Origin of the sequence: Streptomyces caelestis (assembly GCF_001279005.1) — a bacterium.
Lineage (GTDB): Bacteria > Actinomycetota > Actinomycetes > Streptomycetales > Streptomycetaceae > Streptomyces > Streptomyces heliomycini.
On the sequence record NZ_LGCN01000120.1, the window covers coordinates 80,654 to 99,578 of the forward strand.

16 protein-coding genes and 1 pseudogene are annotated in these 18,925 nt (G+C 74.5%); 6 read left to right on the plus strand and 11 right to left on the minus strand.

The genetic code is table 11. The features are described from left to right. Positions 1 to 8: 8 nt before the first annotated feature. The 6 genes and pseudogenes from ADK41_RS12220 to ADK41_RS12245 form a co-directional block, all read right to left on the minus strand. A complete protein-coding gene (locus ADK41_RS12220; RefSeq protein WP_030824250.1) occupies positions 9 to 803 on the minus strand; it encodes a class I SAM-dependent methyltransferase in 795 nt (264 codons plus the stop codon). Continuing rightward, complete coding sequence (locus ADK41_RS12225) at positions 800 to 2,083, minus strand: MFS transporter (RefSeq protein WP_030824252.1); 1,284 nt, start codon at positions 2,081 to 2,083, stop codon at positions 800 to 802. Before ADK41_RS12225 ends, ADK41_RS12220 begins: the two co-directional genes overlap by 4 nt. A 169-nt stretch (positions 2,084 to 2,252) precedes the next feature. Further along, a pseudogene (locus tag ADK41_RS12230) lies at positions 2,253 to 3,296 on the minus strand (mandelate racemase/muconate lactonizing enzyme family protein); the annotation flags it as partial. Next, entirely contained in the window at positions 3,293 to 4,372 is a 1,080-nt protein-coding gene (locus tag ADK41_RS12235; RefSeq protein WP_030824256.1) for a PLP-dependent cysteine synthase family protein, read from the minus strand. The gene ADK41_RS12235 and the pseudogene ADK41_RS12230, both read right to left, overlap by 4 nt. Beyond that, positions 4,369 to 5,217: a Rossmann-like domain-containing protein gene (locus tag ADK41_RS12240; RefSeq protein WP_030824260.1), complete on the minus strand. Its 849-nt coding sequence runs from the start codon at positions 5,215 to 5,217 to the stop codon at positions 4,369 to 4,371. Before ADK41_RS12240 ends, ADK41_RS12235 begins: the two co-directional genes overlap by 4 nt. Continuing rightward, on the minus strand, positions 5,214 to 6,470 hold the full coding sequence (locus tag ADK41_RS12245) for an ATP-grasp domain-containing protein (RefSeq protein ID WP_030824263.1): 1,257 nt from the start codon (positions 6,468 to 6,470) through the stop codon (positions 5,214 to 5,216). Before ADK41_RS12245 ends, ADK41_RS12240 begins: the two co-directional genes overlap by 4 nt. A 126-nt stretch (positions 6,471 to 6,596) precedes the next feature. Between ADK41_RS12245 and ADK41_RS12250 the strand changes: the two genes are divergently transcribed. Beyond that, positions 6,597 to 7,142 (plus strand): GNAT family N-acetyltransferase, encoded by a 546-nt coding sequence (locus tag ADK41_RS12250; protein WP_030824265.1) that lies wholly within the window; start codon positions 6,597 to 6,599, stop codon positions 7,140 to 7,142. Between the two features lie 90 nt (positions 7,143 to 7,232). Here ADK41_RS12250 and ADK41_RS12255 read toward each other — a convergent pair whose 3' ends face one another. Then, entirely contained in the window at positions 7,233 to 8,666 is a 1,434-nt protein-coding gene (locus ADK41_RS12255) for an MFS transporter (protein ID WP_030824269.1), read from the minus strand. A gap of 112 nt (positions 8,667 to 8,778) precedes the next feature. Between ADK41_RS12255 and ADK41_RS12260 the strand changes: the two genes are divergently transcribed. Continuing rightward, entirely contained in the window at positions 8,779 to 9,456 is a 678-nt protein-coding gene (locus ADK41_RS12260) for a MerR family transcriptional regulator (protein WP_030824272.1), read from the plus strand. A gap of 299 nt (positions 9,457 to 9,755) precedes the next feature. Here the strand turns inward: ADK41_RS12260 and ADK41_RS12265 are convergent, their stop codons facing one another. Genes ADK41_RS12265 through ADK41_RS43080 form a run of 3 tightly spaced genes read right to left on the minus strand, consistent with a single transcriptional unit; the run spans position 9,756 to position 13,181 of the window. Beyond that, positions 9,756 to 10,559 (minus strand): DeoR/GlpR family DNA-binding transcription regulator, encoded by an 804-nt coding sequence (locus ADK41_RS12265; protein ID WP_030824274.1) that lies wholly within the window; start codon positions 10,557 to 10,559, stop codon positions 9,756 to 9,758. A gap of 25 nt (positions 10,560 to 10,584) precedes the next feature. Next, on the minus strand, positions 10,585 to 11,589 hold the full coding sequence (gene pdxA, locus ADK41_RS12270; RefSeq protein ID WP_030824277.1) for a 4-hydroxythreonine-4-phosphate dehydrogenase PdxA: 1,005 nt from the start codon (positions 11,587 to 11,589) through the stop codon (positions 10,585 to 10,587). Beyond that, a complete protein-coding gene (locus tag ADK41_RS43080) occupies positions 11,586 to 13,181 on the minus strand; it encodes a four-carbon acid sugar kinase family protein (RefSeq protein WP_030824280.1) in 1,596 nt (531 codons plus the stop codon). The genes pdxA and ADK41_RS43080 overlap by 4 nt, the downstream gene beginning before the upstream one ends. Positions 13,182 to 13,328: 147 nt before the next feature. On the opposite strand from ADK41_RS43080, the gene ADK41_RS12280 reads away from it, so the two are divergent. The 4 genes from ADK41_RS12280 (at position 13,329) to ADK41_RS12295 (ending at position 17,624) form a co-directional block, all read left to right on the plus strand. After that, on the plus strand, positions 13,329 to 14,342 hold the full coding sequence (locus ADK41_RS12280) for an aldo/keto reductase (protein ID WP_078661900.1): 1,014 nt from the start codon (positions 13,329 to 13,331) through the stop codon (positions 14,340 to 14,342). 31 nt (positions 14,343 to 14,373) lie between these two features. Next, positions 14,374 to 15,150, plus strand: a complete 777-nt coding sequence (locus ADK41_RS12285; protein ID WP_030824286.1) for an HpcH/HpaI aldolase family protein — start codon at positions 14,374 to 14,376, stop codon at positions 15,148 to 15,150. After that, positions 15,147 to 16,106, plus strand: a complete 960-nt coding sequence (locus ADK41_RS12290; protein WP_030824289.1) for a phosphoglycerate dehydrogenase — start codon at positions 15,147 to 15,149, stop codon at positions 16,104 to 16,106. The genes ADK41_RS12285 and ADK41_RS12290 overlap by 4 nt, the downstream gene beginning before the upstream one ends. Before the next feature lie 99 nt (positions 16,107 to 16,205). Then, the gene (locus ADK41_RS12295; RefSeq protein ID WP_030824292.1) at positions 16,206 to 17,624 is read left to right on the plus strand and encodes an Nramp family divalent metal transporter; all 1,419 of its coding nucleotides are present in this window, start codon (positions 16,206 to 16,208) and stop codon (positions 17,622 to 17,624) included. 159 nt (positions 17,625 to 17,783) lie between these two features. Here ADK41_RS12295 and ADK41_RS12300 read toward each other — a convergent pair whose 3' ends face one another. After that, on the minus strand, positions 17,784 to 18,923 hold the full coding sequence (locus tag ADK41_RS12300) for an MFS transporter (RefSeq protein WP_053670240.1): 1,140 nt from the start codon (positions 18,921 to 18,923) through the stop codon (positions 17,784 to 17,786). Positions 18,924 to 18,925 lie beyond the last annotated feature (2 nt).

The window sequence follows — 18,925 nt, forward strand, 5'->3', positions numbered from 1 at the left end:
GAGGTTCCTCAGTGTGTAGTCGTGCAGGTGAGCCGGGCCACCACGTGCAGCCGGTCGGCGTCGGTGGTACGGCCGGGGAGCAGGCCCTCCTGCCACGGCGGTTCGGTGCGCGGACCGGGTCCGTCGTGGAGTTCCAGGACCTCGTAGCCGTGCGCGGCCAGCAGGTGGCGCAGCTCCTGCGGGAACAGCAGCCGCCACGCGGACCGCTGCTCGACGGGTGCCGACCCGTCGTCCGCGGTCCACACGCGCCTGCGGCGCAGCAACTGGTCCGTACGGTCCACGGTGAGGGTGGTGACGGACCGGTGGACGGTGCCCCGCCAGGCGAACTCGTCGGCCCTGGGCGTGTCGAGGAGGTCGGTACGGCCGAGGAAGTACGCGCCGTTGCGCATCTCCGCGACGAGCAGGCCGCCCGGTGCCAGGGCGCGGCGGCAGGAGGACAGGAAGCCGTCGAGCTGGTCGTTGGTGTGGCAGTACAGCAGGGCGCTGTCCAGGCACACCACGGCGTCGAACCTGCCGTGCCCCAGGTCGAATCCGTGCAGGTCGGCACGGACGTACCCGGGTCCCGGATGGTGCGCGCGGGCGTGCGCGAGCATCGCCCCGGAGAGGTCCGCGCCGGTCACCTCGCGGCCGGCGTCGTGCAGCCACGCGGCGTCGCGTCCGGTGCCGCAGCCCATGTCCAGCACCCGCTTCCCCGCCCCGTGCCGGCGCAGGCAGTCCTCCGCCCAGCGTCCGGCCAGCCGGCCGGGGTCGGGGAAACGGGCCTCGTAGAGCGTGGGGTTGTCGGTGAGCAGGTTGTCCGTCATGCCGGGGTCCTTCCTCGGGCGGGCGCGGGTGCGGCGGGCTGTTCCGGCGGCGCGGGCAGCGATCCCAGCCGGCGCAGCCGTACGACGCCGAGCGCGGAGGCGAAGCCGGCCAGCGCGCAGCACGCCCACGGCAGCCACGCGGCGTCGCCGTCCCGCCCGGTGTCCATGGCCCAGCCGACGACGGTGTTGCCGATCGCGGCGGCGACGCCCGAGACAACGTAGAAGATCCCGAAGTAGGTGCCGGTCAGTGCGGGGCGGCCGAAGGCGGGGACCATGTCCATCACGAACGGCTGGGCGATCATCACCCCGAGGTACAGCAGCAGGGCGCCCGACAGCACGGGCAGCACCCGCAGCACCGCGTCGGCCACGCCGTCCGGGCCGCCGGACACCGTGGTGGCCAGGGCCGGCGGCAGGAAGGCCAGCGCCATGAGGCCGAGCCCGGCGACGATCCAACGGGCCCGGTCCCCGCGCCGCTTGAGCGCGCGGGTCAGGCGCAACTGGAGCAGGAGGTTGGCGGCGGCGCCGACGACGAAGACGAGACCGGCGGCGCCGTCCCAGCCGGTGGCCCGCCGTGCGCCGTCGGGCAGCAGCAGGTACAGCTGGCTCTCCAGGGTGAACAGGCCGGCCATGGCGAGCGCGAACGCCAGGAAGGCGCGGTTGCCGAGCACCTCCCGCCAGTCGGCGAGCACCCCGCCCCCGCTCGGCTCGACCCTCCGGGCCGGCAGCACCAGGGCCTGTGCGACGGTCAGGACCGCGAAGATCCCGGCGGCGGCCAGCGCCGACGTACGGAAGTCCACGAGCAGCAGCGCGCTGCCCAGCAGTGGCCCGATCAGCGCGCCGGTGGTGGCGAACACGTTGAACAGGGCGAACGCCTCGGCCCTGCGCTCCTCGGCCTCCTGCGCGAGGTAGGCGCGGACGGCGGGGTTGAACAGCGCCCCCGCGAACCCGCTGAGGACGGACGCGGCGAGCAGGACGGCCAGGTGGTCGCCGAGCGCGAACAGCGCGAAGCCCGCGGTGCGCAGGGCGCAGCCGGCGATGATGACGCCCCGCGCGCCGAGCCGGTCGGAGGCGGAGCCGCCGATGACGAACAGACCCTGCTGGCTGAGGTTCCTGACCCCGAGGACGACGCCGACGACGGCGGCCGACAGGCCCAGGTTCTCGGTGAGGTGGGTGGCGAGGTAGGGGATGAGGAGGTAGAAGCCGGTGTTGACGCCGAGCTGGTTGACCAGCAGGAGCTGAACGGCGAGCGGGAAGCGACGTATCTCATGCCAGGTCCGCACGGCGCCCCTCCGGGTCCGTACGGCGCCCCTCCGGGTCCGTGCGGCGTCCGCCCGGGTCCGCACGGTGTTGCTCCGGGTCTGTACGGCTCCCGTTCGGGTCCGCACGGCGCCCCTCCGGGTCCGTACGGCGCCCCTCCGGGTCCGTGCGGCATGCCTCCACGTCCGCGCGGCGCCCCTCCCGCGGCTCGACGCCCAGTCCGGGCAGATCGCTCGTCCTCACCCGGCCGTCCTCGCCGCCGATGCCGGTCCACGGGTCGTGTGCGAGCAGCAGATGGCCGTCCAGGTCGGCCCAGCGGGCCCGGTCGGCGAGGTGCACGGCGGGCGCGAGTCCGAGGCTGCTGGCGGTCAGACAGCCCAGCATCAGCTCCGTGCCGCTGCCGTCGATCAGCTCCGCGATGCGCAGGGCCGCGTGCACCCCGCCGCACTTGGCGAGCTTGACGTTGACGCCGTGGACGCGCCCGGCCAGCCGGCGTACGTCCTCCAGGTCCACGGCGTCCTCGTCGGCCACGACCGGCAGCGGTGAGCGCTCGGCCAGGGCCGCCAGGGCCTCCGGGTCACCGGGGGCGAGGGGCTGTTCGACGGCCTCGACGCCGAGTGCGGCGAACCGGGGCAGCAACGCCTCCGCCTGCCCCGTGGTCCAGGCGCCGTTGGGGTCGAGCAGCAGCCGCGCGCCCGGCGCGGCGTCCCGTACGGCCCGTACGCGCTCGACGTCCTCCTCGGGATCGGCCGCCCCCGCCTTGACCTTGAGGACCTCGAAGCCGCTCGCCACGAGGGAGCGGGCCTGCGCCGCCGCGTGCGCGGGGGAGGTGATGCCGAGGGTGCGGGCGGTGGCCGCGACCGGGGTGTCCTCGGCGCCCAGCAGCCGGTGGACGGGCCTGCCCGCGCGCTTGCCGACGAGGTCCAGCAGGGCCGCGTCGACGGCGGCGGTCACGGCCGGGGGAGCGCCTGCGGAGGCCGACTCGCCTGTGCGCAGGACCTCCAGGGCGGTCTCCGGGTCGGGGAAGCGGGCCAGGTCCGCGCCCACGGCGGTGAAGTGACGTCCGAGGCTCTCGGCGTCGAGCCGGTAGTAGACGCTGCTGACGGCTTCGCCGTGACCGGTCACGCCCTCGTGCTCGACGCTCAGCCACACGGCGTCACGGGCGGACATCGTGGAACGGGATATCCGCAGCGGCTCGGTGAGTTCGAGGCGCACGGTGCGCAGGCCGGTCCTCACCGGTTCTCCTCCGGACGGGCGAGCGGGTCGGTGACGCGGGTGCACCGCGCCCAGCCGGTGGCCTCGGCCGCGTACGGGTGCGGGATCTCCACGGGACGGGTGGCCGCGGCGTCCGGGTCGACGCCGTGGGCGGTGGTGAAGTCGTCGTCGTAGACGGTGGAGAGGTAGCGGTGCGGCCCGTCGGGGAAGACGGTGGCGACGACCGCGCCGGGGTGGACACGGGCCGCCCACGCGGCGACGCGGGCGACCGCGCCGGTGCTCCAGCCACCGCTGACGAAACTGCCCCGGGCCAGTCGGCGACAGCTGTCCACGGCCTCGGCGGGGCCCACCCAGTGCACCTCGTCGAAGGCGTCGTACGCGACGTTGCGCGGATGGATGCTGCTGCCCAGGCCGCGCATCAGCCGGGGCCGGGCGGGCTGGCCGAAGATGGTGGAGCCGGTGGAGTCGACACCGATCAGCCGCAGCGCGGGCCAGTGCCGGCGCAGCGGCCCGATGACACCGGCGCTATGCCCGCCGGTACCCACACTGCACACCAGGACGTCCAAGTGGTCTATCTGAGCGGCGAGTTCGGCGGCCAGTGAGGCGTAACCGGTCGTGTTGTCGGGGTTGTTGTACTGGTCGGGCCAGTAGGCTTCGGGCAGCACGGCGAGCAGTTCGCGCAGCCGGGCGAGGCGCGCGGCCTGCCAGCCGCCCCGGGCCGCGGGCCGGTCCACGATCTCCAGCCGCACCCCGTACGAGCGCAGTAACTGACGCATGGAAGGCTCCAGTTCACTGTCGCCGACCAGGACGACGGGATGCCCGAGGGCCTGTCCGGCGAAGGCGAGCCCGATGCCGAGGGTGCCGGAGGTGGACTCCACCACCGGAGCCCCGGGTCGCAGTTCACCGCGTTCACGGGCGCCCCTCAGCATCGACACGGCGGCCCGCGCCTTCATCCCGCCCGCGGCGAGCCCTTCGAGCTTGGCCCAGAAACCGGGGTGCGGACCGGGCAGACCGGCGGTGACGCGGACGACGGGGGTGCGGCCGAGCAGGGTGAGCAGTTCCGGGCGGGCGGCGGGCCGTACGGCGGCGGTGGTCACCGGGCGCCTCCCGGACGGCCGGCGCGGTAGCGGTGGACGGTGCCGGGGCCGCCGTCCAGCCAGAAGAAGGGGTACGGCTCCGCGCACACCGCGCTCACCCCGTGCCCGAGGAAGCGGGGGAGCACGGCGCTTCCGGTCTGGGCGAACATCACCAGCTGCTTGTCGTGCCGCAGCGCGTGCTCCCGCAGCGGTTCGAAGGTCCCGTTGCCCAGCGTCATCCCGGACACGAGCAGGGCGTCGCACCGGCCGGCCGCGGCGAGGGCGTCGGTGACGACCGGCTCGCCCCACTCGGTGACGCCGCCCTTGAGGTCGCAGGGGATGTAGCGCAGCCCTCGTGAACGCAGCGCTTCCAGGAGGGAGTTGACCACGCCGACCACGAGCACCGTCGATCCGGGCGGCAGCCCGAGCAGCCCGGTGACGGCCTCGGCCCGGACCCGGGACTTCTCCAGCGACGTCCCGGCCGGCAGGGCGACGGGTCGCGCCCCGTTCTCCGGGGTGTGCGGGGTGACGTGCATCAGGTACGCGTCGAGCGCGGCGACCCGCACCGGCGGCAGCGGATGCCCGAGGAGCCGGGCCACGTCCGCGCCGACGCAGTCCTCCACCGCGCCGTCGGGCAGCGCGCCGGGCTCGACCGCGCAACTGCCGACGGCCTCGGCGAGGCGCAGACTGAGCACCTCGTTGCGGTAACCGGTACCGCGCCCCTCGTGCCGTACGGCCTGCCGGGTGGTGAAGGCCACGGAGATCCGCAACCCGGCCGGATCCGGGCCGAGTCCGCCGGCGCGGGCGAGCGCCAGGAGTTCGTCGTACGTCGCCGCGCGGGCGGACGCCGGGGCGGTGGGGCTCATCGGATCACCAGCCCGGACCGCACCTCGTCGAGCAGGGCCTCGACCCGGGCGCGGGCGCCGGTGCCGGCCGGGTCGCCCGCCATCACGTGCCCCAGGTACTCGTTGTTGCTGCCCGCCGCCTTCACCTGCCGCCCTGGCTCGGCGAGTTGCACCTCGAGGACGTCCGGCGCGGTCCGCACCCGGCCGCCGTCCAGTGCTTCGAGCGTGCCCGTGGTCCCCGGCACGAGGAACCCGACGGCGGCGCTGCGCAACCCGGTGTCCGTGCGCCGCAGGTCGGGGGCGCGGCCCAGACAGACGTCCACGAAGGCGGCGGCGAGGTCGATGCCGGTGACATGCCGTACCAGCTCGGTGATGCGGTTCCCGGCGGGCCGCGGGTTGACTTCGACCACGCGCGGCCCGGCGGAGGTCAGCTTGATCTCGGTGTGTGCCACCACACCGTCCGTCAGTCCGAGTGCCTCGAGTGCGCCGAGCGCGGTCCGTTCGGCCGCCTCGGTGTCCGCGGACGACAGGGCGGCGGGGAACATGTGGCCGGTCTCGATGAACGCGGGCGCCCCGCCGACGCTCTTGTCGGTCACGCCGATGACGTGGACCGCGCCCGCGTGCGACACGGTCTCGACGCTCACCTCCGGACCGTCCAGGAGCTCTTCGAGCAGCACGACGGGTGCCCGCCGCTGCCCGCGCGCGTTGACCGGGAAGCCGGCCAGCGCCTTGACGGCGGCGGCGAGTTGCTCCTCGTCGTCCACCCGCCGTACGTACATGCCGGCGCACAGGTCGACGGGCTTGACCACCAGCGGGTAGCCGATCTCCCCTGCCGACCGGGCGAGTTCGGCCCACTCCTCGTGCACCGCGAACCGCGGACCGGGCACCCCGGCGTCGGCCAGGACCCGGCGGGTGGCGTCCTTGCGGCAGGCGTTCTCGACCGCCTCGGGAGCCGGTCCGGGCAGCCCGAGCCGGGCGGCCGTCCGCGCCACCACCGGCAGGTAGTAGTCGCACGACGTGATCACCCCGTCGAAGCCCAGCACGGAGTGCAGCCGCTCCACTCGGGGCAGCAGGGTCTCGGTGTCGTTGGTGTCCGCGGTGATCACGTTGCGCGCCCCGAGCAGCGGGTGCGCGGTGCCCTCGGGTGCCGAGCGCAGGTAGTGGTGCAGGTCGCGGGTGAGGAACGTGAACTCGTGTCCGCTCTCCCGGATCGCGCGTGGCAGCAGCCTGCTCATCGATCCGACCCAGCTCTCGACCACCAGCAGATGAGCCACGGCTCCCCTTTTCGTGTCGGCGCGTACGGCACGGCCCTGACGTCAGGGCCGCGGCCGACGACACGATATCGGTAATCATTTTCATTGTCAGGTACTGTGAGGCCCCCGATACGGAAGGACCTCGCGATGAGTCGGACCGCGCCCGCCGGTTACGCCGTGCGCCCCGCGACGCCCGCGGACACCGACGGTGCCCGCGCCGTCATGCTCGACACGTTCTACAAGGAGTTCGGATACGGCTACGTGCCCCGCTGGCACCGGGACGTGACGGACCTCAAGGGCACGTACCTCGACGACCCCCGCCACACCCTGCTCGTGGCGGTCCACGACGGCGAGGTGGTCGCCACCACCGGCGTGCACTCGACGGGCCCGGCCCACCCGCCCCATCCCCGCTGGCTGGCCGAACGCTACCCGTCCGGCACCACCGCCCAGCTGGCCCGCGTCTACGTCCGCCCGGAGCACCGGCGCCGGGGCCTCGCCCGCACCCTGGTCGACGCGGCCTGCGACTTCGTCGCGAACACTCCCGGCTACGACTCCCTCTACCTGCACACCAACGTGGACGTCGAGGGTGCGGAGGCCTTCTGGCGCAGCACGGCCAAGGAGATCTTCGACGCCCGCACCACCGGCGAACACGGCCCGGGCGTGTCCACGGTCCACTTCGAGATCCCGTTCTGACCGGGAGGGGGCGGGCGGCGCTCTCGTGCGTCGTCGATCGTCTCGTCCAGCGGGCGATTCACCCGGTACCGGGCGTGGAGGGGCCGGGGTTCAGCGGAGTGCCGGGCCGGGGGCCCGGTCCGGTTCGCGGTCCTCGGGCGCGGGGGCCGGCGCGGTGGCGGCGGGGCGGGGGATCGCGAGGGCGCACAGGGCGCCCGCGAGGACCACGGCGACGCCGATCCAGATGCCCGGCTTCATGCCGTCCACGAACCCCTGAGCGGTACGGTCGTCGCCGTAGCGCATGAAGACGCTGCTCAGGATGGCGGTGCCGAGGGCGCCGCCGATCTCTCGGACGGTGCTGTTGGCGCCGGACGCCTTGCCGCGGTGCCGCGGTCCGACCGCGCCCAGCACCACCGCCGCCGTCGGCGCGAAGACGAGGCCCATGCCGATGCCCGCGACGACCATGGCGCCGACCATGCGCGCGTACGGGGTGTCCGCCGTGGCCACCAGGTTGATCCAGGCCAGTCCGGCCGCCTGGAGGAAGAGGCCGAGCGCCATCAGCCGTCCGCCGCCCACCCGGTCGGTCAGGGCCCCGGCGACCGGCGCGACGAACATCGGCATCAGGGTCCAGGCCAGCGTGAGCACACCGGCCTCCAGCGGGGTGCGGACGGGCGCGACCTGGAAGAACTGCGCCAGCAGGAAGATCGACCCGAAGACGCCGAAGTACATGCTCGCGGAGACCAGGTTGGAGAGGACGAAGGCCCGCTCGCGGTAGAAGGAGAGCGGGAGCAGCGGCTGGGCCGCCCGGCGCTCCCACAGCACGAACAGGGCCAGCAGGACGGCTCCGCCGGTGAACGCCGACAGGACGGGGCCCGAACTCCAGCCCTCCTCCTCGCCGTTCACGATCGCCCAGACGACCGCGAGGAGTCCCGCCGTGGCGAGGAGCATGCCGGGCAGGTCGAGCCGGGTGCCGGTCAGGGAGCTCTCCCGGAGCACGGACAGCGCCAGTGGGATCGCCACCAGGCACACCGGGACGTTGATCCAGAAGATCCACTGCCAGTCCAGGCCGTCGACCACCGCGCCGCCCACCACGGGCCCGAAGGCCACGGCCGTGCCGCTGACCGCGGACCACAGTCCGAGGGCCAGGCCGCGCTTCTCCTCCGGCACCTCCTCCGCGAGCAGTGTCAGCGACAGCGGCATCACGGCCGCCGCCCCCAGCCCCTGCAACGCCCGCATGAGAATGAGCTGGTCGCTGCCGCCGGCGAGGCCGCAGCCGATCGAGGCCAGGGTGAACAGCGCGATGCCGGTCACGAAGACCCGGCGCCGGCCGAACCGGTCACCCAGCGCCGCCCCGGTCAGCAGCAGACAGGCGAAGCTGAGGACGTAGGCGTTGACGAACCACTGCAGGTCCTCGGTGGACGCGTCGAGGTCGACGGCCATGGTCCGCAGCGCGGTCGTCACCACCAGGTTGTCGAGCGCGACCATGAACATCGGCAGACTGCATGCGAGGATGACCGACCATAACGGCTTTTTGAGAGTGCCCATGACAAAACCCCCGTCGCGTGGGAAGGGTGCGCCGGTCGGCGCGCCTCGCAATGGATAGTAGTGCGATCCGTTATCTGTTATCCAGTGAGTACCAGTGAGTAAGTGAGGCTCTGTGAAGATCTCGGAACTCAGCCGCCGCAGCGGCGTGTCCATCCCCACGATCAAGTACTACCTACGGGACGGCCTGCTGCCCCCGGGCCGGGCGACGGCCGCCAACCAGGCCGACTACGGCGAGGAGCACCTGCGCCGCCTCCGTCTCGTCCGCACGCTGGTCGGCGTGCGGCGGCTGCCGGTGGGGGCGGTGAAGGAGATCCTGGGCGCCGTCACGGAGCAGGGCGGCGACCTGCACCAGATCTTCGGCATCGTGACCGACGCCCGCCCCGTCACCCAGCAGCAGAAGCAGGCGCGGGAGCGGGAGCGGGAGGAGGCGGGCGAGGAGACGGGCGGCGTCGCCGACGCGCGCGAGCTGGTCGCCGCGATGGGCTGGGAGGTGAACCCCGGCACCGCCGCCGTCCGGAGCCTCGGTGAGGTCCTGGACGCCCTGGCGGACATGGACGCGGGCATCGACTGGCGGTCCCTGCTGCCCTACGCGCGGCTGGCGGACCGCATCTCGGAACTGGACGTCCAGCAGATGAACGGCGTGTCCGGCGTGCTGGAGCTGGCCGAACGCGCGGTCCTGGTCTCGGTCCTCCTGGAACCGGCGCTGCTGGCCATGCGCCGCCTCGCCCAGGAGGACAAGTCGGCCCGCCTGTTCGGCGGGGGTCCGAAGGAGGGAGAGGGGGAGGGGTGACGGAGGGCGGGTGAGGGCCCCTCGGTGGACCGCCGCCCACTGTCGTTGTCCGCGGGCAGTCGCGCCTCCCCCCAGCGTCTCGAGGGCCTGGGAGGTGCCCCAAGGCGATGGGGCCCCGCCCGAGCGCAGCCGCGGGTGGGGGAGAAGGCGGGCGGTGGGGTACCTCCCGCTCATGGGGTCCCCCCGCTCGAGTGAAGCCGAGGATGAGGGAGGAGCCGAGAGCGGGGGAGGCACCCCGCGAACGCCGGACCGCGCGACCCCCCCGCCCGGCACCGGCACGGAGCACCCGGCGCCGCCGCTCAGCCCTCCTGCAGCGGTGCCGGTTCCCCCACCGGTTCCGCCAGCACCACCCGAATGCCGCGCTCCGTGAACGCCGCCACGTCGGCGTCCGTCGCCGAGCTGTCCGTGACCAGCGTCCACCCCTGCGGCAGCGTGGCCCACGCGTGGAACGGCGCCCGCCCCAACTTCGCCGCGTGCGCCAGGACATACGTACGGGCGGCCCGGCGGGCCATCAGTTCCTTCAGCCGGGTCTGCCGCAGGTCCGCCTCGCAGATCCCGCCGTCCGCGGTCACCCCGTCCGCGGACAGGAAGACCCGGTCGAACGTCATCCGCTCCAGCGCCGCCTCCGTCAGCGGGCCGACGAACGCCTGGCTGAGCGGGCGCAACGTCCCGCCCAGACACTCCACGTGGACGGACTCGACGTCCGCCAGCTCGTGCAGCGCGGTCAGGCCGGTGGTGGCGACCGTGAGGTCCCGCGCCGTGCGCAGCTCGTGCGCCAGCGCGCCGACCGTCGACCCGGCGTCCAGCAGCACGGTCTCGCCGGGCTGGACCTGCGCCGCCGCCCACCGGGCGATGGCCCGCTTCTGCGCGTACGCCTCCGTGGTGCGCTGGCGCAGCGACGCCTCCGGGTGCGCGTTCAGCGCCATCGCCCCGCCGTACGTGCGGGCCAGCCGGCCGTCGGCGGTGAGCCGGGCGAGGTCGCGGCGGATGGTGGAGGCGGTCACGCCGAAGTGCCGTGACAGCTCCTCGACGCTGGCCAGGCCGGTGGTGGTGGCGAGTCGCAGGATCTCCTCGCGCCGGGCCTGGGATCCGTTGGGCGACATCAAGTGTCCTTCGCGGTGCGTGGGTTCAGCGGGCGGTGGACATCTCGGCGGCCTGCCGCAGCGCCTCGATCATGCTACCGGCCTCGGCCTTGCCCGTACCGGCGATGTCGAAGGCCGTGCCGTGGTCGACGGAGGTGCGGATCACCGGGAGACCGACGGTGAGGTTGACGCCCGCCTCGATGCCGAGCACCTTGACCGGGCCGTGGCCCTGGTCGTGGTACATCGCCACGATGAGGTCGTAGTCGCCCCGGGAGGCCAGGAAGAACGCGGTGTCGGCGGGCAGCGGGCCGCGCGCGTCGATACCGTCGCGGCGCACCGTCTCCAGCGCGGGGACGATCTTCTCCTCCTCCTCGCCGTAGCCGAACAGGCCGTTCTCGCCGGCGTGCGGGTTGATGCCGCAGACGCCGATGACGGGTGCGGCCACCCCCGCCCGGACCATGGCCTCGTGGCCGCGGCGCACGGTCCGCTCGACCAGGCCGGGTTCGATCCGGTTGACGGCGTCGATGAGACCGATGTGGGTGGTGACGTGGATGACCTTCACCTTCTCGGTGGAGAGCATCATCGACACCTCCTCCACCCCGGTGAAGTGGGCGAGCAGTTCGGTGTGTCCGGGGTAGACGTGCCCGGCGGCGTGCAGCGCCTCCTTGTTCAGGGGCGCGGTGCAGATGCCGTCGATCTCTCCGGCGAGGGCCAGCTCCGCGGCCCGCTCGACGTACGCGTACGCGGCGTCGCCGGCCTCGGCGGACAGCGTGCCCCAGGGCAGGTCCGCGGGCAGCAGCCCGAGGTCGACGACGTTGATCCGGCCCGGCGCGGACTCGGCCGCCGCCGGCGTCGGCACGGACACGATCTCGCAGTCGGCGCCGAGGATCCGGGCCGCTTCCCGCAGCCGTGCGGCGTCTCCGATCACCACCGGCCGGCACCGGCCCAGCGTCGCGGCGTCCAGCACCGCGGGCACGATCACCTCGGGACCGATGCCGGCGCCGTCGCCCATGGTGACACCGATGAGGGGGAGGGGCTGCTGCGCGTTCACTGGGTGTCTCCTTGCTGAGAGGGATGGCGGGGGCGGAGTGCCGCCGCGATACGAACGAACGAGTCCGGGCCGCCGAAGCTCCCGGGGCGGGTGACGACCGACCGGCCGTCCGCGGTCCTGCAGTGCACGGCGCCGTGGTGGATCTCGCCGGCCGGCCACAGCGTCGTGACGCCGAGCGAGTCGAGCACCCGGCGGGCCGTCTCACCCCCGGTCAGGACGAGGTCCGGGCGCCCCGGCACCGCGGAGACGGCCCGCGCCAGTCCGGCCACGACCGCGCGTGCCGCACCGGGCCGGACACCGTCGGATCCGTCGACGGACAGTACGGTCACCGTGCCGGTGGCGAGTTCGGGCAGTACGACGCCCTCCGCCCCGGCCAGCTCCCCGGGCGCCAGCGGCAGATGCCGGGCCCCGGCCGCGACCAGCCGGCCGACCTGCTCGGCCACCACGGGCTCGGCGCTCCCGGCGACGACGAGCAGGGGCCGCGCGATGCCCCGGGCTCCCGCCGGCCACCCGTCCTCGCCGGCCACCCGGACAAAAGCCCCGGCCGGGGCTTTTGCTCCGGCCGCCGCGGGCCCGGCTGCCGTCGACGGCATCACGGGGCGGGCCGGCGCCCTCCCCGCCGCCGACGGGAGTGAGGCCGGGCCGAGGGCCCCCGACGGTGTGGTCGGTCCGGTCGCCGGCTCGGCCGCCGAGGGCTCGGCCGCCGTCGACGGCAGGGAGGGCACCGGCCCGGTGTCCGCCGGGTCCGCCGTCGGCCGCGTCGGGAACGGTGCGGTCGCCGGCGGCCGGGCGGCCGTGGGTCCGGCTCCCGCCGGCGACCCGTGGGCGCGTCGCGGGGCGAGCCGGCGGCCGAGGGCCGCCGCCAGGCCGCCGCTGCCCAGGAGGCGGGCGCCGTGGCCGAGGAGCGCCGCCGCGCCGGCGATCACCGTCAGGTCGGTGTCGGTCTCCGCGTCGCAGACCGGGTGCCGTCCGCGGGCCGCCAGCTCCCGGAACCGGCCGGCGAGGGCGATGGGGCCCTGCCGCACGGCCTCCAGCGGTACGTCCGCGGTCGGCAGCGGCGCCAGTGCCTCGGCGACGGACCGCGGCGCGGCGCGTTCCTCCGCGCGCCAGGCCGGGGACGCGTGCAGCGGCACTCCGTCGAGCAGGACCACGCCGCCGCGCACCACGCGCCGCGCGGCGGGCAGGGCCGTCGCGATCACCAGGAGCTCGGCCCCTTCCGCGAAGGCGGTCGCCTCGGCGCCGACCGGCCCGCGCAGCAGGGAGTCGCACTTCTTGAACCAGAGCGGACTGCCGTACGACTCGGGGGAATTGACTGCGCGAAACGCGCGTGATGCCGTGACGTCCGCGCGGGCGGCGGGCGACTGCCGCCCCACCGCGCGCAGCACGGTGCGCACCGCGTCGGCCGCCGCCCCGTCGTCCAGGTACCGCGAGTCGAGGTCCACCACCACGGCCTCCCCGACTTCACCGGACAGCCCCAGGTCGTCGGCGTGCAGCACGAGCCGCGCGGGCAGTCGCAGCAGCGCGGCGGCCTCCGCCGCCCCCGACAGGTCGTCGGCGAGCGCGATGACCGCGGTGTCGCCTTGACGGCACATGCGGACCTCCTCCGGGAACTCGGTGTCGCAGTGACCCGATGATGGCATAGCTTGCGCGATTCGCGCGAGACTCTTGCGCATAACGCGCAGTCATGCGAGCGTTCACCCACCGAGAAGCAACCCGTCCCGCCCCGGAAGGAACCGCTCGTGAGCACCGGCACCCGCCCCGGCCCGCACGGAAGCCCACAGGGAATCGAGCTCCCGTCCGTCCCCGTACCGCTCTCCCGCCTGGTCCTGGGCACCATGACGTTCGGCGACACCGTCGACCGCGCGGGCGCCGCCGCCATGCTGGACACCGCCCTCGACGCCGGCCTCACCGGCGTGGACACGGCCAACGGCTACGCGGGCGGCGAGAGCGAGCGGATCCTCGCCGGCCTGCTGCCCGGCCGCCGGGACCGCATCGTGCTCGCCACCAAGGCCGGCATCCCGCACCCCGACCAGGGCGAGCACGCCCCGCTCTCCCCGGCCGGTCTGCGGGCCGCCCTCGAGGGCAGCCTCGAGCGGCTCGGCACCGACCACGTCGACCTCTTCTACCTGCACCAGCCGGACCGCCGCACGCCGCTCGCGCAGACCCTCACGGCCGTGGCGGAGTTCGTCGCGGAGGGGAAGATCCGCGCGCTCGGCGTCTCCAACTTCGCCGCCTGGCAGATCGCCGAGCTGACCCGCACCGCCGACGAGGTCGGCGCCCCGCGCCCGGTCGTCGCGCAGCAGCTGCACAGCCTCCTCGCCCGCCGGATCGAGGAGGAGTACGTCGAGTACGCGGCGGTGAGCGGTCTGCGCACGATGGTCTACAACCCGCTCGGCGGTGGCCTCCTCACCGGCCGGCACCGCTTCGAGGCCGACCCCGCCACCGGCCGCTTCGGGGACTCCCGGCTCGCCGCGATGTACCGGGAGCGCTACTGGAACGAGGACCTCTTCGCCGCCGTCGCACGGCTCACCGCGATCGCCGACGGAGCCGGCCTCCCGCTCACCGAACTCGCCCTGCGCTGGCTGCTGGACCGACCCTCCACCGACGCGCTCCTGCTCGGCGGCTCCCGGCCGGAACACCTGCGGGCCAACATCGCCGCCGCCGAGGCCGGCCCGCTGCCCGCGGACGTGACCGCCGCCTGCGACGCCGTGGGCTCCGCGCTGCGCGGCCCGATGCCCGCCTACCACCGCTGACCACCCCCATCCAGCAGTCCGGAGACCTCCCATGACCACCGCCGCGCACTTCACCGCCGCACTGCGCGACCGTCAGCGCCTCATCGGCTACTGGTCGCTGCTCGACTCGCCCGTCGCCGCCGAACGCCTCGCCCGGCTCGGCTACGACTACCTCGCCTTCGACGCCCAGCACGGCCTCTTCGGCTACCAGGGCCTGCTGAACAACCTCATCGCCACCGACACCCGCGGCTCCACCGCCGTCGGCATGGTCCGCGTCGAGGCCAACGACCCCACGTACATCGGCCGCGCGCTCGACGCGGGCGCCGCCGCCGTCATCGTGCCGCTCGTCGACACCGCCCGCGACGCCGCCGACGCGGTCGCCGCCGTGCGCTACCCGCCGCACGGCCGCCGCTCCTACGGCCCCATGCGCGCCCAGCTGCGCATCGGACCGGACCCGGCCGACACCCACGAGCAGACCGCCGTCCTCGCCATGATCGAGACCGCCGACGGGCTCGCCAACGTCGAGGAGATCTGCGCCGTCCCGGGGCTCGACGGCGTCTACGTCGGCCCGTCCGACCTGCGCCTGGCCATCGGGGGCAGGAGCTCCACCGACCCGGACGTGGCCGACGCGTTCGAGCGGGCCCTCACCCGGATCCGCCGGGCCGCCGAGACCGCCGGCATCGCCGCCGGCATCCACAACGGCGACGGCGCGAGCGCCGCCCGCCGGCTCGACGAGGGCTTCACCTTCGCGTCCGTCGCCGCCGACGTGGTCCACCTCCAGCAGATCGCCGCCACCCACCTGGACGCCGCGCGGAAGGGCCGGGCATGAGCACACCGACCCGCACCACCCTCATCACCACGCCCACCTTCGCCCGCCACTCGCCCGACCCCTGGACCCTGCTCGCCGACGGCGGCGCCGGCCCGGTCCGCCCGTACGACGACCGCGCCCTGCCGTACGACGAACTGCTCGCCCGGATATCCGGCGCCGACGCGCTCGTCGCCGGCATGGACCCCGTCACCGCCGAGGTCATGGACGCCGCCCCGCGGCTGAGGGTCATCGCCAAGCACGGCGTCGGCACCGACACCATCGACGTCGCCGCCGCCCGCGACCGCGGCATCCCCGTCGTCTTCGCGCCCGGCTCCAACTCCCGGGCCGTCGCCGAGTACACCTTCGGCCTCGTCCTCGACGCCGCCCGCCGGATCAGCGCCTCCCACACCGCCGTCACCGGGGGCGGCTGGCCCAAGCTGTTCGGCCCGGAACTGCACGGCCGGACCCTCGGGGTCGTCGGCTTCGGCCGGATCGGCCGGCTCGTCGCCGGCTACGCGCGCGCCTTCGGCATGAGCGTCCTCGCCCACGACCCGTACGTCCCCGACGACGCGGTGACCGCGGCGGACGCCGAACCCGTCGCCCTCGACGCGCTCCTGACCCGCGCCGACGTCGTCACCCTGCACCTGCCGCCCGCCGGCGCACCGCTGCTGGACGCCGCCCGGCTGGCCGCCATGAAACCCGGCGCGATCCTCGTCAACGCCGCCCGCGGCGGCCTCGTCGACGACACCGCGCTCGCCGCCGCCCTGCACTCCGGGCACCTGGCCGCCGCCGCCCTCGACGCCTTCGCCGTCGAACCCCTCCCGGCCGGCCACGTCCTGCGCACGGCGCCCCGGCTCACCCTCACCTCCCATATGGCCGCCTGCACCCCGGAGGCCAACCGCGCGATGGGCCTGATGGTCGCCGAGGACGTACTCCGTGTCCTCGCCGGCGACCCACCGCGCCACGCGGCCGGCTGACCCCGCCGCCGACCCACCACGTCACCCCCCCATGTCTTTACCCGACCTGTCTGCCTTCCGCTCCGGCGACGGCGCCGGAAACAGCAAAGGAACACCGCCATGTCGACCACCGCCACCGCCCCAGCGGCGGAGCACGCGCAGGCCGATCCGTACGCCCTGCGCCCCGAGGACGCCCGCCCGGCGCCCACCGCCTTCCGCGACCGGATCCGCCACCTCGGCCCCGGCTTCGTGCTGTCGGCCGCCGTCGTCGGCTCCGGAGAGCTGATCACCACCACCGCGCTCGGCGCCCAGGCCGGTTTCGCGCTGCTGTGGCTGGTGATCGTCTCGACCGCGGTCAAGGTCTGGGTCCAGATGGAACTGGCCCAGTGGACCATCCTCAACGGACGCACCGCGCTGGAGGGCTACCGCGAGGTCGGCCCCCGCATCGGCCGGCTGAGCTGGATCAACTGGCTGTGGATCGGCATGGACTTCGCCAAGATGTTCCAGCGCGGAGGCATCATCGGCGGTACGGCGGCCGCCTGTTCGGTGCTGTGGCCGGTCATCGGCGAACCGCTGAGCTGGGGCTCCCTGGCGCTGTGGGCCGTCGTCGTCACGGTCGCCGCCGTCCTGCTGCTGCAGTCCGGCAAGTACAGCCTCGTCGAACGCGCCTGCCTCGTCTCCGTCGTCGTCTTCACCCTGGTCACCGTCAGCCTCGCGGTCGGCCTGCCCGGCACCGAGTTCGGCTACGGCGGGAGCGAACTGGGCGGCGGCTTCGGCTTCGAGATCCCGGCCGGCACCGTCGGCATCGCGCTGGCCGTCTTCGGCATCACCGGCGTCGGCGCCGACGAGATGACCACGTACACCTACTGGTGCCTGGAGAAGGGCTACGCCCGCTGGACCGGCCCCGACGACGGCAGCGAGGAGCGCGCCCGCCGCGCCGAGGGCTGGATCAAGGTGATGCGCCTGGACGCCCTCACCGGCCTCGCCGTCTGCGTGCTGTGCACCCTGTCCTTCTACGTCATCGGCGCGGCCGTGCTCCACCCGCAGGGCCTGGTGCCCGAGGGCAACGAGATGATCACCACCCTCTCGCGGATCTACACCGACACCATGGGCCCCTGGGCCGAGTACCTGTTCCTCGTCGGCGCGTTCGCCGTCCTCTTCTCCACCCTCATCGGCTCCACCGCCTCCGTGCCCCGGCTGTGGACCAACACGCTCGGCCTGCTCGGCGTCGTCGACTGGTCCGACGTCCGCGCCCGTACCCGCACCATCCGCATCCTCACCTGGTGCCTGCCGCTGCTGTGGACCTGCTTCTTCCTCTGGATGCAGTCGCCGGTCCTGATGGTCCAGATCGGCGGCATCGGCGGCGGGATCTTCCTGCTCGCCGTGGTGGTCGCCGTCTGGCGCCTGCGCCACACCGGAGTCCCGAAGCGCTTCCGCGCCAACCCCTGGCTCACCGCGGCCCTCGTCCTCAGCAGCGTCGCGATCCTGTGCGTCGGCGTGTACGGCGTCCTGAAGACGCTGGGAGCCGTGCCGGAGTAGCCGCCGCCGGCGCGGGCCGTCCACCGGCGGGAACCCTCCCCGCGCCGCGCCCGGGCCGGGGAGCGGGGCGGCGGTCCGCCGCCCGTCCCGTGACACGGCCGAAGGGGCTCCCGCACGGTCATCCCGTGCGGGAGCCCCTTCGGCGGCAGCGGGCCGCGGTCACCCGGGACCGCCCGCCGCGGCCGTCGGCGCCGCCTCACCGGGAGCCTCCCGCTCCTCGAAGCGGACCCGCCACGAGCACACCGCCACCAGCACGGCGGACGCCGCGACCACCGCCATGCCGGTCGTCAGGTCCGTGCGGCCGGCGACGAAACCGATCACCGCCGAGAGACAGGGCGTCACCGTCGCCATGCCCAGGCCGACGCAGGCGAAGCCGATCAGCGCGGGCCAGGTGCCGCCGGTCAGCAGGGCGAGGGCGAGACCGGCGCCGGCCGCCGTGCTGCCCACCCGCACCATGCGCGCGTCGCCCCACCGGCCGCGCCAGCCGTCGCCCAGCAGCCGGGCCAGCACCATCATCACCGAGACGACGGCGATGCCCAGCGGCGCCAGCCGCCCCGACGCGCCGGTCTCCTCCGTCAGGTAGAGCGCCGACCAGTCGTTCATGGCGCCCTCGACGACCGTGCCGAACACCATCGCGCAGCCCAGCCAGAGCGCCGTGCGCGAGGCGCCCGTCAGGCCCTTCAGCCCCTTCCTCCCGTCCTTCGCCGGCCGCTCCCCGGCGGGAGGCGCGGGGGCGTCGGTGAGCACCCGGGGCCGGGAACCGGCCAGCAGCAGCACCCCCAGCACCGCCGCCACGGCGAAGTGCGCGGTCACCGAGCGCGTCACGGTGTTCACCCCGGAGGCCAGCAGCGCGCCCCCGAGCGAGCCGCCGCTGAACGTCGCGTGCAACTGGGCCATCGCGGCCCGCCCGTAGTGGGACTCGAGGGCGGCGCCCTGTGCGTTCATGGCGACGTTCAGACAGCCGACGGCCACCCCGTCGACGAAGATCACCAGCAGGGCGAGCGGATAGCCGCCGGCCGCGGCCAGCACGGGCAGCACCGCCACCAGGACCAGCGCGGACCAGAGCGCCAGCCGCCGGGCGCCCAGCCGCCGCATCAGCGGGGCGACCAGGGGGAAGGACACCGCCGCCCCGACACCGGCGGCCGTCAGCAGCAGCCCCACCTCCGTCCCGCCCAGGTCGAAGCGGTCCTTGAGGGCGGGCAGCCGGGAGGCCCAGGTGGCGTACTGGAAGCCGAGGAAGGAGAACAGGGCGGCGACCGCCAGTTGGTCACGGCGGAAGTCGCCGAGGGTGGGCAGCATGG